The sequence below is a fragment of the Pedobacter sp. ASV1-7 genome (assembly GCF_040203335.1).
In the GTDB taxonomy this organism is placed as follows: domain Bacteria; phylum Bacteroidota; class Bacteroidia; order Sphingobacteriales; family Sphingobacteriaceae; genus Pedobacter.
In genome coordinates this window covers 240,036-253,306 of sequence record NZ_JBEHBV010000001.1, presented here as the reverse complement: position 1 = coordinate 253,306, position 13,271 = coordinate 240,036, and the positions used below count along the sequence as shown (strand labels likewise).

14 protein-coding genes are annotated in these 13,271 nt (G+C 37.9%); 5 read left to right on the top strand and 9 right to left on the bottom strand.

Annotation, left to right across the window (positions count from 1 at the left end; genetic code table 11):
* Positions 1 to 193: 193 nt before the first annotated feature.
* On the bottom strand, positions 194 to 511 hold the full coding sequence (locus ABDJ41_RS01195; RefSeq protein WP_349783904.1) for a carboxypeptidase regulatory-like domain-containing protein: 318 nt from the start codon (positions 509 to 511) through the stop codon (positions 194 to 196).
* Positions 512 to 655: 144 nt separating this feature from the next.
* Between ABDJ41_RS01195 and pnuC the strand changes: the two genes are divergently transcribed.
* From pnuC to ABDJ41_RS01175, 4 genes are all read left to right on the top strand, one after another.
* Entirely contained in the window at positions 656 to 1,273 is a 618-nt protein-coding gene (gene pnuC, locus ABDJ41_RS01190; protein WP_349783903.1) for a nicotinamide riboside transporter PnuC, read from the top strand.
* The gene (locus ABDJ41_RS01185; RefSeq protein ID WP_349783902.1) at positions 1,257 to 1,787 is read left to right on the top strand and encodes an AAA family ATPase; all 531 of its coding nucleotides are present in this window, start codon (positions 1,257 to 1,259) and stop codon (positions 1,785 to 1,787) included. The genes pnuC and ABDJ41_RS01185 overlap by 17 nt, the downstream gene beginning before the upstream one ends.
* Positions 1,788 to 2,029: 242 nt before the next feature.
* The gene (locus tag ABDJ41_RS01180; RefSeq protein WP_502930325.1) at positions 2,030 to 4,492 is read left to right on the top strand and encodes a TonB-dependent receptor; all 2,463 of its coding nucleotides are present in this window, start codon (positions 2,030 to 2,032) and stop codon (positions 4,490 to 4,492) included.
* 20 nt (positions 4,493 to 4,512) lie between these two features.
* Entirely contained in the window at positions 4,513 to 5,145 is a 633-nt protein-coding gene (locus ABDJ41_RS01175) for a thiamine phosphate synthase (RefSeq protein WP_349783900.1), read from the top strand.
* Positions 5,146 to 5,163: 18 nt separating this feature from the next.
* On the opposite strand, the gene ABDJ41_RS01170 is transcribed toward ABDJ41_RS01175, so the two are convergent.
* The 4 genes from ABDJ41_RS01170 to nagA form a co-directional block, all read right to left on the bottom strand.
* On the bottom strand, positions 5,164 to 6,915 hold the full coding sequence (locus ABDJ41_RS01170; RefSeq protein ID WP_349783899.1) for an ABC transporter ATP-binding protein: 1,752 nt from the start codon (positions 6,913 to 6,915) through the stop codon (positions 5,164 to 5,166).
* A gap of 117 nt (positions 6,916 to 7,032) precedes the next feature.
* Positions 7,033 to 7,596: a ribosome recycling factor gene (gene frr / locus ABDJ41_RS01165; protein ID WP_349783898.1), complete on the bottom strand. Its 564-nt coding sequence runs from the start codon at positions 7,594 to 7,596 to the stop codon at positions 7,033 to 7,035.
* Between the two features lie 41 nt (positions 7,597 to 7,637).
* The gene (pyrH, locus tag ABDJ41_RS01160; protein WP_349783897.1) at positions 7,638 to 8,345 is read right to left on the bottom strand and encodes a UMP kinase; all 708 of its coding nucleotides are present in this window, start codon (positions 8,343 to 8,345) and stop codon (positions 7,638 to 7,640) included.
* A 38-nt stretch (positions 8,346 to 8,383) separates the two neighbouring features.
* Complete coding sequence (nagA, locus tag ABDJ41_RS01155) at positions 8,384 to 9,490, bottom strand: N-acetylglucosamine-6-phosphate deacetylase (protein WP_349783896.1); 1,107 nt, start codon at positions 9,488 to 9,490, stop codon at positions 8,384 to 8,386.
* 119 nt (positions 9,491 to 9,609) lie between these two features.
* Here nagA and ABDJ41_RS01150 point away from each other — a divergent pair, with 119 nt between their 5' ends.
* The gene (locus tag ABDJ41_RS01150) at positions 9,610 to 10,521 is read left to right on the top strand and encodes a hypothetical protein (protein ID WP_349783895.1); all 912 of its coding nucleotides are present in this window, start codon (positions 9,610 to 9,612) and stop codon (positions 10,519 to 10,521) included.
* Between the two features lie 79 nt (positions 10,522 to 10,600).
* Here the strand turns inward: ABDJ41_RS01150 and tsf are convergent, their stop codons facing one another.
* The 4 genes from tsf to rplM form a co-directional block, all read right to left on the bottom strand.
* Positions 10,601 to 11,440 (bottom strand): translation elongation factor Ts, encoded by an 840-nt coding sequence (gene tsf / locus ABDJ41_RS01145; RefSeq protein WP_349783894.1) that lies wholly within the window; start codon positions 11,438 to 11,440, stop codon positions 10,601 to 10,603.
* 96 nt (positions 11,441 to 11,536) lie between these two features.
* Positions 11,537 to 12,364, bottom strand: coding sequence for a 30S ribosomal protein S2 (rpsB, locus tag ABDJ41_RS01140; RefSeq protein WP_349783893.1), 828 nt, complete (start codon positions 12,362 to 12,364; stop codon positions 11,537 to 11,539).
* Positions 12,365 to 12,382: 18 nt separating this feature from the next.
* A complete protein-coding gene (gene rpsI / locus ABDJ41_RS01135) occupies positions 12,383 to 12,769 on the bottom strand; it encodes a 30S ribosomal protein S9 (protein WP_084288523.1) in 387 nt (128 codons plus the stop codon).
* An 11-nt stretch (positions 12,770 to 12,780) separates the two neighbouring features.
* The gene (rplM, locus tag ABDJ41_RS01130) at positions 12,781 to 13,224 is read right to left on the bottom strand and encodes a 50S ribosomal protein L13 (protein ID WP_349783892.1); all 444 of its coding nucleotides are present in this window, start codon (positions 13,222 to 13,224) and stop codon (positions 12,781 to 12,783) included.
* Positions 13,225 to 13,271 lie beyond the last annotated feature (47 nt).

Here is a 13,271-nt window from a genome sequence, read left to right as displayed (position 1 = left end):
AATAGTGGTAAAAAATGCAGTTTCAGACCAGAAAAGTTGAGAGGTATTCCTGTGATAGGATGTATTGCTCCGACTTATCTGTCGGGATGCAAAGATACAGTTTTGCACATTAAAAATCAGGTATTTTTTAAAAAACCATAACAAATAAAAAAGGAGGCACTAAAAACTTCCTAATACACTAAAAATAAAACCCTTATTGCTGAAGTTTAACCACTCCAACATCCGTAGTTACACTATCAATTACGGCCACATTTTTTATAGACACATCCTTATACGGCGGAATCCCTTTTACAAGGATAGTATATGTTCCTGTTTTAATATTTGGGAAAGTGAAATTTCCATTGTTCACTACTGTTTTTAAGGTATCAGAACCTAATACAGCTAAAACCTCAGCTGCAGCTTCAGCAGGAAGTACTTTCCCACGGATATTTCCTGTTTTAATAAAAGAGAAAGAAAACAGGATAATCGCCAATCCCGTTACCATCAAATAATTTATAGCTGTTCGTTTCATCTATTTATTCATTTTTAATACAACCATTAAGCAATAGTCTATTTGATAACGCAAATTAGCACATTTTAATACATTCAGAAACTTTAAAGTCTCATAAAATCTGATATCTGTTTTTTTAATCAAATCAGGTAGCTACTTTTGACCATGCTATTTGAAGCCCATCAATTTCTTCAATTAATCGTTGATCAGTTTAAACATACTACATGGCCTGAATGGTTGGGAGTAATCACTGGTTTCACTTGTATATATCTCGCTGCGAAAGAAAATATATTAAGTTGGCCCATATCTATCATCAGCGTAATTGCTTATGCTTTCGTTTTTTTTGAAGCAAGGATGTATGGGGATATGGCGCTCCAGTTTTATTTTCTTTTTACCGCATTATACGGATGGTACTATTGGAGAAAAAAAGAGGTAAGTCATGATAAACCCATTGAAAACTTAAGCAGAAAGGGATGGCTGCTGGCAGGACTTTCCATATTGGTCTTATCTGTTTTACTCGGTCTATTTCTTGATCATTATACCAATACAGATGTCCCTTATGAAGATGGATTCTGTACCGCGATGAGCTTTGTTGCCCAAATGTTACTGACCAGGAAGATATTGCAAAACTGGATACTCTGGATTATTGTTGATATTTGCTATATCCCATTATACATTTACAAAAATCTAAACCTTAGCGCAATATTTTACGCGTTTCTGGTTGCCATTGCTATTAAAGGATATTTAGACTGGAGGAGGAACTACCGTGAACAAGCAATTTAAAAAGATAGCAATTGTGGGCCCCGAAAGCACGGGAAAATCAACCATCACTCAGCAACTGGCGGCACATTACAACACTTTGTGGGTACCTGAATATGCCCGCTATTATTGTGCTGCATTGACAGAGCCATGTAATCTGCAGGATGAAATCAATATGTTCCATGGACAAGTTGCACTTGAAGAATCAATACTGGCAGTTGCACAAAAAGAGCTGGTATTTTGCGACACCACGTTCCTTACTGTAAAAATATGGAGCGATGAGGTTTTCGGAGAAACACCAGAAGTTGTCCTGAAAGCACTTCCACAATACCACTATGATTTATACCTGCTAATGGACATCGACCTTCCCTGGCAAGAAGATCCTTTGCGTGATTTTCCCCACAAACGAAATCATTTCATGAAAGTATGGAAGCAGGAACTTGATGCATTAAATGCCCGCTACACCATTATAAGTGGACTTGAAAACAGGTTATCCAATGCTATTGCAGCAGTTGATCAATTTATCGCCACAAAGTAACAAAAACTTCTTTTCTTGTTATTCATCAAATAAGCAAGTACATTTGCGGCATCAAAAGGGGGTGCCTTGTTTTGCAAAAACACAAAAACAGGCTGAGAGCATACCCATTACATCTGCACAAAGATGTATGCACCTGATCCGGATAATGCCGGCGTAGGGATTGGAGTTATGGAGTTTAACTGGACTGTAAGTACCCCTTACTTGCAGTGGTTTTACTAAAAATTAAAAAATTGAAAAGATTAATGATTGCCGTAATGGCGATGTTGCTATTGCCAGTTCTGGCGACAGCTCAGTTCAGTATTTCGGGGACAGTATCCGAAAAATCAGGCAAAGCACTACCGGGAGCATCTATAAGGCTTAAAAATAAAGCTACAGGCATGACTACAGATGTGCAAGGAAAATATCAGTTTGACAATTTAAAAGCAGGGAACTACAGCCTTACCGCAAGTTATATTGGATACAAAACGGTTGAAAAAACGATAAAAATCAATACTGATGAAACCTTAGATTTCACCCTCAATCCTTCCGCTTTCCTCGCTGATGAAGTGATCGTAAAAGCCACAAGAGCAACCGAAAAATCGGCTACCACTTACAAAAACATCGACAAAGCAGAAATTGAAAAAAACAATTTTGGTCAGGACTTACCATTTATTTTAAATAATACTCCCGGTGTAATCGTAACTTCCGACGCTGGTGCAGGTGTGGGTTATACAGGAATCCGTATCCGTGGTAGTGATGCCAGCCGGGTAAATGTGACTGTAAATGGCATTCCTTACAATGATAGTGAAAGTCAAGGTGTTTTCTGGGTAAATATGCCTGATTTCGCATCTTCTGTCGACAATATCCAGATTCAACGAGGTGTTGGTACTTCTACCAACGGTGCTGGCGCATTTGGTGGTAGTGTAAATATCCAAACTACATCCTCTTCTGATGTAGCTTATGCAGAATTGAATAACACTTTCGGCTCCTTTAATACCTTAAAAAACACAGTTAAACTAGGCACGGGATTAATCGACAACAAATGGAGTTTTGACGGCCGTTTATCCAGAATAAAATCTGATGGATTTATTGACCGTGCAGCGGCCGACCTTAAATCCTACTTCTTAAGCGGTGCGTACCACGGAAAAAAGGACTTATTAAGAGTTAACGTATTTGGTGGTTCAGAAAAAACCTATCAGGCATGGAATGGTGTTCCGGAAGCAAAGTTAAAAGGTGATCTAGCTGGAATGCAAGAGCATTACGACAACAATATAGATTACTTATACTATACAGATGCAGATCGGGATAACTTTTTCGGTTCAAACAATAGAACATATAATCAGTTTACTTATAAAGATCAGAACGACAACTATAATCAAACGCATTACCAGGCTATATATGCGCGGCAGTTTAATGAGCAGTTTTCATTTAATGGAGCTTTACATTACACAGATGGTAAAGGTTTTTATGAAGAATACAAAAACCAGCAGAAGTTTGCAAAATACGGTTTGCCTAATGCAAATGCAGGTGGTGTTGATGTAGCAAAGACCGATCTTGTACGCCGTCGCTGGTTAGACAACGATTTTTACGGCGTAACATATGCCTTCAATTATACACCAAAATCTGATTTAAACTTTACACTTGGTGGTGCTTACAACCAATACAGAGGTAAGCACTTTGGTGAAATCATTTGGGCGCAATATGCATCAACTGCTGCGAATAACTACCACTATTACGATGGCGAAGGAAATAAAGATGATTTCAATAGCTATGCAAAAGTAAATTATAGCCCAACTAGTGAATTAAGCTTATTTGCAGATTTACAATACAGAAATGTTAGTTATGATATCACTGGTCTAGACAAAAACCGTAATACACTTGATTTCCATAACACCTATAATTTCTTTAACCCTAAATTCGGTGCTACTTATTTCTTAAACACTGAAAGTAATCTCTATGCTTCATTCAGCGTTGCAAATAAGGAACCTAACCGTGATGATTTTATCAATTTAAAAGCAGGATTAGCAGTACCTAAATCAGAACGTCTGAATAATATTGAAGCAGGATACCGGATTAAAAACACCGATTTCAATGCCGGTATTAATGTATATGGCATGTTCTATAAAGATCAGCTGATTTTTACCGGAGAGGTGAATGACGGTGGCGATCCTTACCGTCAGAATGTAGATAAAAGCTCACGTATGGGTATTGAGCTTGATGCTTCTTATATCATTAGCTCTAAGTTTGCTGTGAATGCCAATGCTGCATTAAGCAGGAATAAAATTAAAGACTACATCGATTATGTTTCCGAATACGATGCTAATTTTGACTTAATCAATGTTCAGGCTACCAACTATGCAAACCCTGACATTTCTTTCTCGCCCAACACTGTACTTTTTGGCGAGTTAGTATACAAGCCCTTATCGGGCCTAGCTGTAGCATGGCAAAGCAAATATGTAAGTAAGCAATACATGGATAACACTCAAAATGATAACCGAAAGTTAGATGCTTATTGGGTAAACAATGCACGCCTGGGTTACGATTTCAATTTAAAAGGGATAAAAAACATTAATATTGGGTTGTTGGTTAACAATATTCTTGACAAAAAATATGAAAGTAATGGATATACCTACAGCTCTATCTATCCATGGGCTACAGTTACAGAAAACTTTTACTTCCCACAGGCCGGAACTAATTTCTTACTTTCGCTTAATCTAAAATTCTAAATCCAACAGCATATAATATCATGAAGAAGTTCATCGAAAAATTACAGTTTATTACACACGATATTCAAAAGCTTAGTCATATTGAACAAGCACAAATCGCCTGCTCTGCTGGTGCAAAATGGATTCAATATCGTTGTTTAACTAAAAATGATGATGAGCTTCTGAAAGATATCAATGCTATTGCAGAAATCTGTGACGACTGGGGGGCTACCCTGATCGTCACAGATCATATACATTTAGCTGGAAAAGCAGACATACAGGGATTTCATATAGAAGACTTTGATGCTGATTTTGTAAGGTTACGTGAACAGTTAGGCGAGGACATGACGATTGGAGGATCAGCCACTACCATAGATAACTTAATTAGAATAGCCAAAGAAGGAGCTGATTATGCCGGGTTCGGACCTTTTTACACCACTCTTACAAAGCCAAATAATGCGCCACTATTAGGGGTTGAAGGATATATGAAAGCCATAACGGTCTTAAAAAACCTGAACATAGACTTTCCTGTACTTGCTGTTGGTGGTATTACCCTCAGCGATGTTGAGCCTCTGATGAACACTGGCATCTTTGGAATAGCTGCATCTTCCTCTATAAATCAGGCAGAGGATATGAGAACAGCTTATCTTGATTTTTATGACCTTGTGAGGTAACCCTTAAGTTCCGGAAAATTAAACAGAAGTCAGCCGCTCCCCGATCTGTTGTCTCCACATTGCGTAGTACAAACCATTCAGGGCAACCAGTTCATTGTGTGTGCCCTGTTCTATTACATTACCTTTTTCAAGCACATAAATCCTGTCTGCGTGTTTAATTGTAGATAGCCTGTGTGCTATTAATATAGTAATGTGGTTGTCTATATCAGATACCTCTCTTATCGTTGCTGTAATCTCTTCCTCGGTCAACGAATCCAACGATGAAGTTGCTTCATCAAACACCAGAATATCAGGTTTACGCAGCAATGCACGCGCGATAGATAAACGTTGCTTCTCGCCACCTGACACTTTCACTCCTCCCTCACCAATCATGGTGTCTAAGCCTTTATCTGCCCTTGCCAAAAGGTTCTGACAAGCCGCTTGTTTCAATACCCGCATACACTCTTCATCTGTAGCATTCGGCCTTACAAATTGTAAGTTCTCTCTGATGGTTCCAGAAAACAATTGAGTATCCTGGGTAACGAAACCAATTTTCTCTCTCAATACATCCAGGTCTATATTTTTTCCAGTAATACCATTGTATTTAATATCACCGGATTTTGGGCCATATAGCCCTACCAATAGCTTAACCAATGTTGTCTTTCCAGAGCCTGACGGACCAACAAAAGCAACGGTCTCTCCAATCCCGGTTTTAAAACTAATTCCATTTAGTGCATTTGTAGTAGCTGATTGATGTTTAAACCCGACATCTTCAAACTCCAACTCGGTAATTTTTGTCAACGTTGCCGGATTGTCTGGTTTCTTATCTTTTGGCATCGACATAATCCGCTCAAAATTATTTAGCGAGACTTCTGTTTCCCTGTAAATATTGATGATATTTCCTAATTCCTGCAGCGGACCAAAAATAAAGAACGAATAGAGAAACAAAGAGAAGAATTCACCCACCGTAATCCGCCCGGCAAAAATCAGATACATCATCAGGAACAATAATCCATTACGTAACAAGTTCACAAAGGTTCCCTGAATAAAGCTCAAGCTACGGATATACTTCACTTTTTTAAGCTCCAGGCCTAAAATCTTAATAGTAGTTGTATTTAAACGGTTGATCTCCTGTTTTGCCAAACCTAAACTTTTCACCAGTTCAATATTGCGCAGTGACTCTGTAGTTGAGCCCGCCAATGAAGTCGTTTCTGCAACAATAGTCTTTTGTACTTTCTTGATTCTCTTACTTAAAACAGAGCTTAAAAAGCCAAGTAAAGGAATAGAAGCAAAATACACTACTGCTATTACCCAATATACCGAGATAGCATACACGGTAACAAAGATGATTCCTACAATACTGGTAAATAAAACATTAATTGCTGCCTGCACCAGCTTTTCTGTATCGATTCTTACCTTTTGCAAGACGCCAAGAGTTTCACCACTGCGCTGATCTTCGAACACTTGATAAGGCAATTCTAACGAATGTGCCAAACCATCGGAATAAATTTGAGCTCCCAACCGTTGCGTAATTACATTTACATAATAATCCTGAAAGTTTTTGGCAATACGAGAAACCATTGCTGCACCCATAGCCAACAAAATAAGTACACCAGCACCTTTTATAAACTCATCTGTAGTAAATTCTTTATAATTTGTTACGTATTTATCAATAATCAGACGAAACACATAAGGATCCAGAAATGAAAATATCTGGTTAACCGCAGCCAGAAAAAGAGCCAGAAAAATCAGTCCCTTATAGTTTTTTAAATAGCTGAATAAAATCTTCATATGTAGATCAGGTTGCAAAGACCGTAAATGATTCAAAAAAATGTTGTCAAAAATAAAGAAAGGGAATGAAGCATTATTTTCATTCCCTTTTATTTACAAGTAGATTATAATCCGTTATTAAACAGTCATAATATCTTTTTCTTTTGCTTCCGCATGTTTATCAACCTTAAGGATGTAAGCATCAGTTATTTTCTGAACTTCTCCTTCTCCTGTTTTAATCTCATCATCAGAAACACTTTCTGCTTTAAGCTTTTTTATTTTCTCATTGGCATCTTTACGGATGTTGCGAACAGTAATTCTACCTCGTTCAGCTTCCTCTTTAACCTTTTTAACCAAATCCTTTCTACGCTCTTCAGTTAGAGGAGGAACAACCAGGCGGATTACAACACCATCATTCTGAGGATTGATACCAATATTTGCTTCCATAATGGCGCGCTCAATCGGTACCAACATATTTTTTTCCCAAGGCTGAACAAGTAAAGTACGTGCATCTGGTGTATTGATAGATGCCACCTGAGATAAAGCAGTAGCACTACCATAATAATCTACAAATATGCCATCTAACATTCCCGCAGAAGCTTTTCCTGCACGGATTTTAGTTAATTCAGATTCACAATGGTCAATCGCCTTGTCCATGTTTGCCTGGGCATCTTGTAATTGTTTCTTTATGAGGTCATTCATTGTTTGTAAAATTTAACCAAAATTATAAAATTTATTTAGCATCAGTTCTTAACAAGTGTTCCAATCTCATCACCATTTGCGATTTTCATGAAATTACCTGTTTTATTCATATCAAAAACGATAATCGGCAATTCATTCTCTTCGCAAAGTGTAAATGCAGTCATGTCCATTACGTTCAATCCTTTAGCATAAACCTCTTTGAAAGAAATCTCTGAATATTTAACAGCAGTAGGATCCTTTTCAGGGTCAGCAGTATATATTCCATCTACACGTGTTCCTTTCAATACCACATCTGCTTTAATTTCGATTGCACGTAAAGCTGCTGCAGAATCCGTAGTAAAATAAGGATTTCCAGTGCCGGCACCGAAAATCACAATACGTCCTTTTTCAAGATGGCGAACTGCTCTTCTACGAATAAAAGGCTCACAGATTTGTTCCATTTTAATCGCAGTAAGCAAACGTGTTTTCAGGCCAACTTTTTCAAGTGCGTCCTGTAATGCCATACTGTTAATTACTGTAGCAAGCATCCCCATATAATCCGCCTGAGCACGATCCATGCCTGATTTTTCAGCACTTAATCCTCTAAAAATATTGCCTCCACCAATAACGATTGCTATTTCAAGGCCTTGTGCATGTACCGCCTTAATATCTTCAGCATACTGTCTTACAACCTCATTATCAATACCATATTGCTTTTCGCCCATCAGCGACTCGCCGCTTAATTTCAGCAGGATCCGTTTATATTTCATGGCTCCAAAAATAACTAATTGTTTTAATTATTGAGTGATCAAATTTGCAAACCATCTGCAAATACTTCCTTAAGCTCAAGTTCAGGTGTCAGTAACAGCAGGTTAGCCCTATTTCCAATTTGCAAAGACCCTATTTCATCCCCCATCCCAATGAGATTTGCGGGATATGAAGAAGCCATATTTAGCGCATCATTCAGCGGAATTCCACAATGTTCCACACAGTTTCGTACAGCCTGCAACAAAGTGATATTAGAGCCAGATAGCGTCCCGTCAGCAGTAATAAACTTATCCCCCAAGAGTTCATGCTGATATGGTCCGGTTTTACATTCTGAGACCGCGTCAGTAATTAAAAACAAACGTTCTTTCATCTGCTTATAACTCATCTTCACTACTTCAAAATCAACATGATTGCCATCAACAATAATACTAGACATTGCAGTGGCATGATTAAATAATGCTACAGGCAAGTTAGGAGTCCTGTGATGAATCGATGGCATTGCATTGAACAAATGTGTCGTTGTCTTAAACCCTTTGTTATACGCCTTCGTAGCCTGTTCAAAGCTAGCATCACTATGCCCTAAAGATAAAAGCACCTCATTATCCAGTAAGTAATTAATAACTTCATCATCCTGAAGCTCCGCTGCGAGGGTCATCATTTTCACTGTACCATCAGCATAATCAAGCAAGCGCTTTACTTCATCAAGTTTTGCTTTGTGAATATAAGCTTCAATATGCGCCCCTCTTTTCTTAGGATTCAGGTAAGGACCTTCCAGATGCAATCCTAAAAACCCCTTTGCCTGGGATCTGTATTCTTTTGCAGCATCCAGACATTGGTAAATAACCTCCATGGTATTTGTCGCTACACAAGCCAGAAAGCTTGTCGTTCCTTTACCCATTAAATCATTATCCATCTTTCGAAGTGATTCTGCACTGGGATAAGCAGAAAAGAGCGCACCACCTCCACCATAAATCTGAAGGTCAACAAATGAAGGAGTTAATAAGTCGCCACCCGCATCAACCTGCTGATAACCTTCAGGAGATTTCTCGTTAGAGATCTTAGCTATCTTTCCATTTTCGATCAGAACTATCTGATCAGAAAGCAATGTGTTTTCTTTGAAGAGCTTACAGTTGGTAATTGCGATCATGATATTTCAATTGTCGTTACCCAAAGATAGGGTAAAGAAAATTTACGCCCAATAATTATCTTAGTGGCTATATTCTCAAAACACGAATAAAATCAACCTTGTAAAAAACAATTTCCCTGATGAAAAGCAACTTCCTTTACCTTTTTAGTTTTCTGTTATCTGCTTCAATACTATCCTGTAAACAAAATTCAACTAGAAATACTGCTTTTATACAGCCTTCAATCTTAACAAAAGGTAGCAGTTTTGACTTTGCAAAAATAACGTTTAATGAAAACACCGAAAAATTAGTCTCTAAACTACTCGACACAACAGAGTCCGGGTTTACCGGAAATAATTATGAAGTATTTCTATATGATAAAAATGCCGATTTTAGCGGGCCTGTCAGAGACCAGCATCATTTCAAGTTTCCAGAAAAAAGATATGTACTCAAAACTAAGATTGCTGACAGTATCGCACAGTTTGACTCCATCTATTTTAATCAGGTGATTTTAGAAACCGATGCTCAGAAAAAACTTACAGCAATAATCGGGAAAACCAAATTCGAACATAAAAACGGACTGGATTCCTTACTGAACAAACTTTTCAAGAAGTATGGAAAAACCTTTGAAATGCAGAAGTATGACCAACATAACGCCAAAGTAGAGGCTGAATTTACCAAAGACATGACGCCAGAACAAAAGGAAATGTCAAGACAAGGCACGCCAGTAATGGACTATGCTACCTATTTATTAGACTATGGCAAGGAAGGTTCTGTAGTCTGGATGTTGAAAGATCGAATCATACAAGTTTCGTTTGACACCGACCGTGAGATATCGATAAGTAGCACAGGAGAATATAAAAATATAGAATATCTGTATGTCGATTTTCTGGTCCTGACAAAGGATGAATACCAAAAAACAGGAGAAGCACAGCTTGAAAATGCTAAGATCACTAAAGCAGGTTTACAACCATTTAAAGTATATAACCTGTATGATTTTGATCCGATAAACCCGGAAAGACTCGAACTTCTGGAAAAGGCATGGGACAAATAACAGCTATTGCTTTTTAATTCTTCCCATAAAAGAAAAGAGGGCATCTAAAGACGCCCTCTTTCAAAAAATTAATTAAATATTAAGCTCCTAATTGTACGCGTTTGAAGGCAACAACAGTTAAGCCATTAGCAACTTCATTTAAGAATTTACGTACATCTTTAGATGAATCTTTAACAAATTCCTGATTCAATAAAGTATTGTCTTTATAGAATTTATTTAATTTACCAGCAGCGATTTTTTCAACCATTTCTTCTGGTTTACCTTCAGCACGGATCTGATCTTTAGCAATCTCAGTTTCACGCTCAATAGTAGTAGCGTCAACATCAGCTTTATCTAAAGCAACAGGGTTCATAGCAGCAATTTGCATAGCTACATCTTTACCAGCTTCTTCAGCACCAGCAACAGACTGGTTTAAAGCAACCAATACACCTAAACGGTAGTTACCGTGAATGTAAGGAACAACTAAATCGCTAGAAACGGTTTCAAATTTAGAAATACCAATTTTCTCGCCGATTTTACCTGTGTTTTCAACAATGATATCAGATACTTTTTGTCCGTCAATTTCAAGGGCTAAAAGTTCTTCTACTGAAGCAGGGTTAGCATCGATAGCCAAATCAGCAAATTTATTAGCTAAAGCTACGAAGTCAGCATTTTTAGCAACGAAGTCAGTTTCGCAGTTTAACTCAACTACAACACCACGCTTACCATCAGCAGTAACTTTAGCGATAACAACTCCCTCATTAGAATCACGATCCTGACGAGATGCAGCTACTTTAGCTCCTTTTTTACGTAAAAAATCAACCGCAGCTTCGAAATCACCGTTAGCTTCGATTAATGCTTTTTTGCAGTCCATCATACCAGCACCAGTTTGTTGGCGCAATTTGTTTACATCAGCTGCAGAAATTTGTACTGTAGACATTTTATTTCCTTTTAAATTATAATCAAAAAATAAGGGTTGTGCACGATTTGTTGTAGTATAAACTGCAACGCACCATACACAACCCTGTTATATTATTTAAGCTTCTTCGCTTGAACCTTCTTCAGTAGTATCAGCTTCAACTTTTTTTCTTCTTGCACCAGGAGCAGCAGCTTCCGGAGCATCAGCAGCAGCTTTAGCAGCTACAGCTTCTTTCTCAGTTTCCTCATCTTTTTCGCGTTTACGCTCATCTAAACCTTCTTCAATTGCTTTGATGATTACATCAGTAATTAAGAAAATAGATTTAGTAGCATCATCATTCGCTGGAATAGGGAAATCGATGTTAGAAGGATCAGAGTTGGTATCAACCATCGCAAAAGTTGGAATGTTTAGTTTCAACGCTTCGCTAACAGCGATGTGCTCTTTTTTAACGTCAATTAAGAAGATAGCAGCTGGTAAACGGTTTAAATCCGCGATACCACCCAATAAGCTTTCTAATTTAATACGCTCGCGTTGAATCATTAAACGCTCTTTCTTAGAAAGAATCGAGTAAGTTCCATCTTTAGTCATTTTATCGATGGTAACCATCTTCTTGATTGACTTGCGTACAGTTGCAAAGTTAGTTAACATACCACCTAACCAACGCTCAGTTACGTAAGGCATGTTTACTTTTTTTGCTTGCTCAGCAACGATTTCTTTAGCTTGTTTCTTAGTAGCTACGAAAAGAATCTTACGACCAGATTTAACAATCTGTTTGATTGCTGAAGCAGCTTCTTCAGTTTTAGTTAAAGTTTTATTTAAATCTATAATGTGGATACCATTGCGCTCCATGAAAATGTATGGTGCCATTTTTGGGTTCCATTTACGGGTAAGGTGACCAAAGTGTACACCTGCATCCAGTAAGTCTTGATATGTAGTTCTTGCCATTGTTTTGTCTCCTTAAGATTAACGTTTACTGAATTGGAATTTCTTACGTGCTTTCTTGCGTCCTGGTTTCTTACGCTCAACCATACGCATATCACGGGTCATTAACCCTTTAGCACGCAATGCTGGTTTTTTCTCAGCATCTAATTCAACAATAGCTTTAGCAATAGCTAAACGAACAGCTTCTGCCTGACCTTTAACGCCACCACCAGCAACATTTACAGTTACATCATACTGACCAACTAATTCAGAAACTGTGAATGATTGGTTAACGATGTATTGTAAAGGCAATGTTGGGAAATATTCTTTGTGATCTTTACCATTTACGGTAATAGTGCCGTTGCCTTCTTTTAAATAGATACGGGCAACTGCAGTTTTTCTTCTTCCTGAAGTGTTAGTAACTGACATCTCTTCTTTAATTAAAGTTTAATGGTTTTTGGTGATTGCGCTGCGTGAGGATGCTCAGCACCAGCATAAACAAAAAGGTTTGTGTACAATTTTGCACCTAATTTAGTTTTAGGCAACATACCGCGCACAGCCTTCTCAAGAACACGTTTAGGATGTTTTGCTAATAACTCCTTTGGAGAAATGAAGCGTTGACCACCTGGATAACCAGTGTAAGAAATATAAACTTTGTCGTTCATTTTATTTCCGGTCAACTTAATCTTGTCTGCATTAATAACGATAACGTTATCACCGCAGTCTACGTGTGGGGTGTAATCAGGCTTGTTTTTACCACGGATGATCATAGCGATCTTCGATGACAAGCGCCCCAAAATCTCGCCTTCAGCATCCACAACAACCCACTGTTTGTTAACAGTTTTTGCATTGGCAGAGACAGTTTTGTAACTTAACGTATTCACTTGCTTGTATTTAATTTGTTAAACAATTATTTATTCCCCCTAATTTT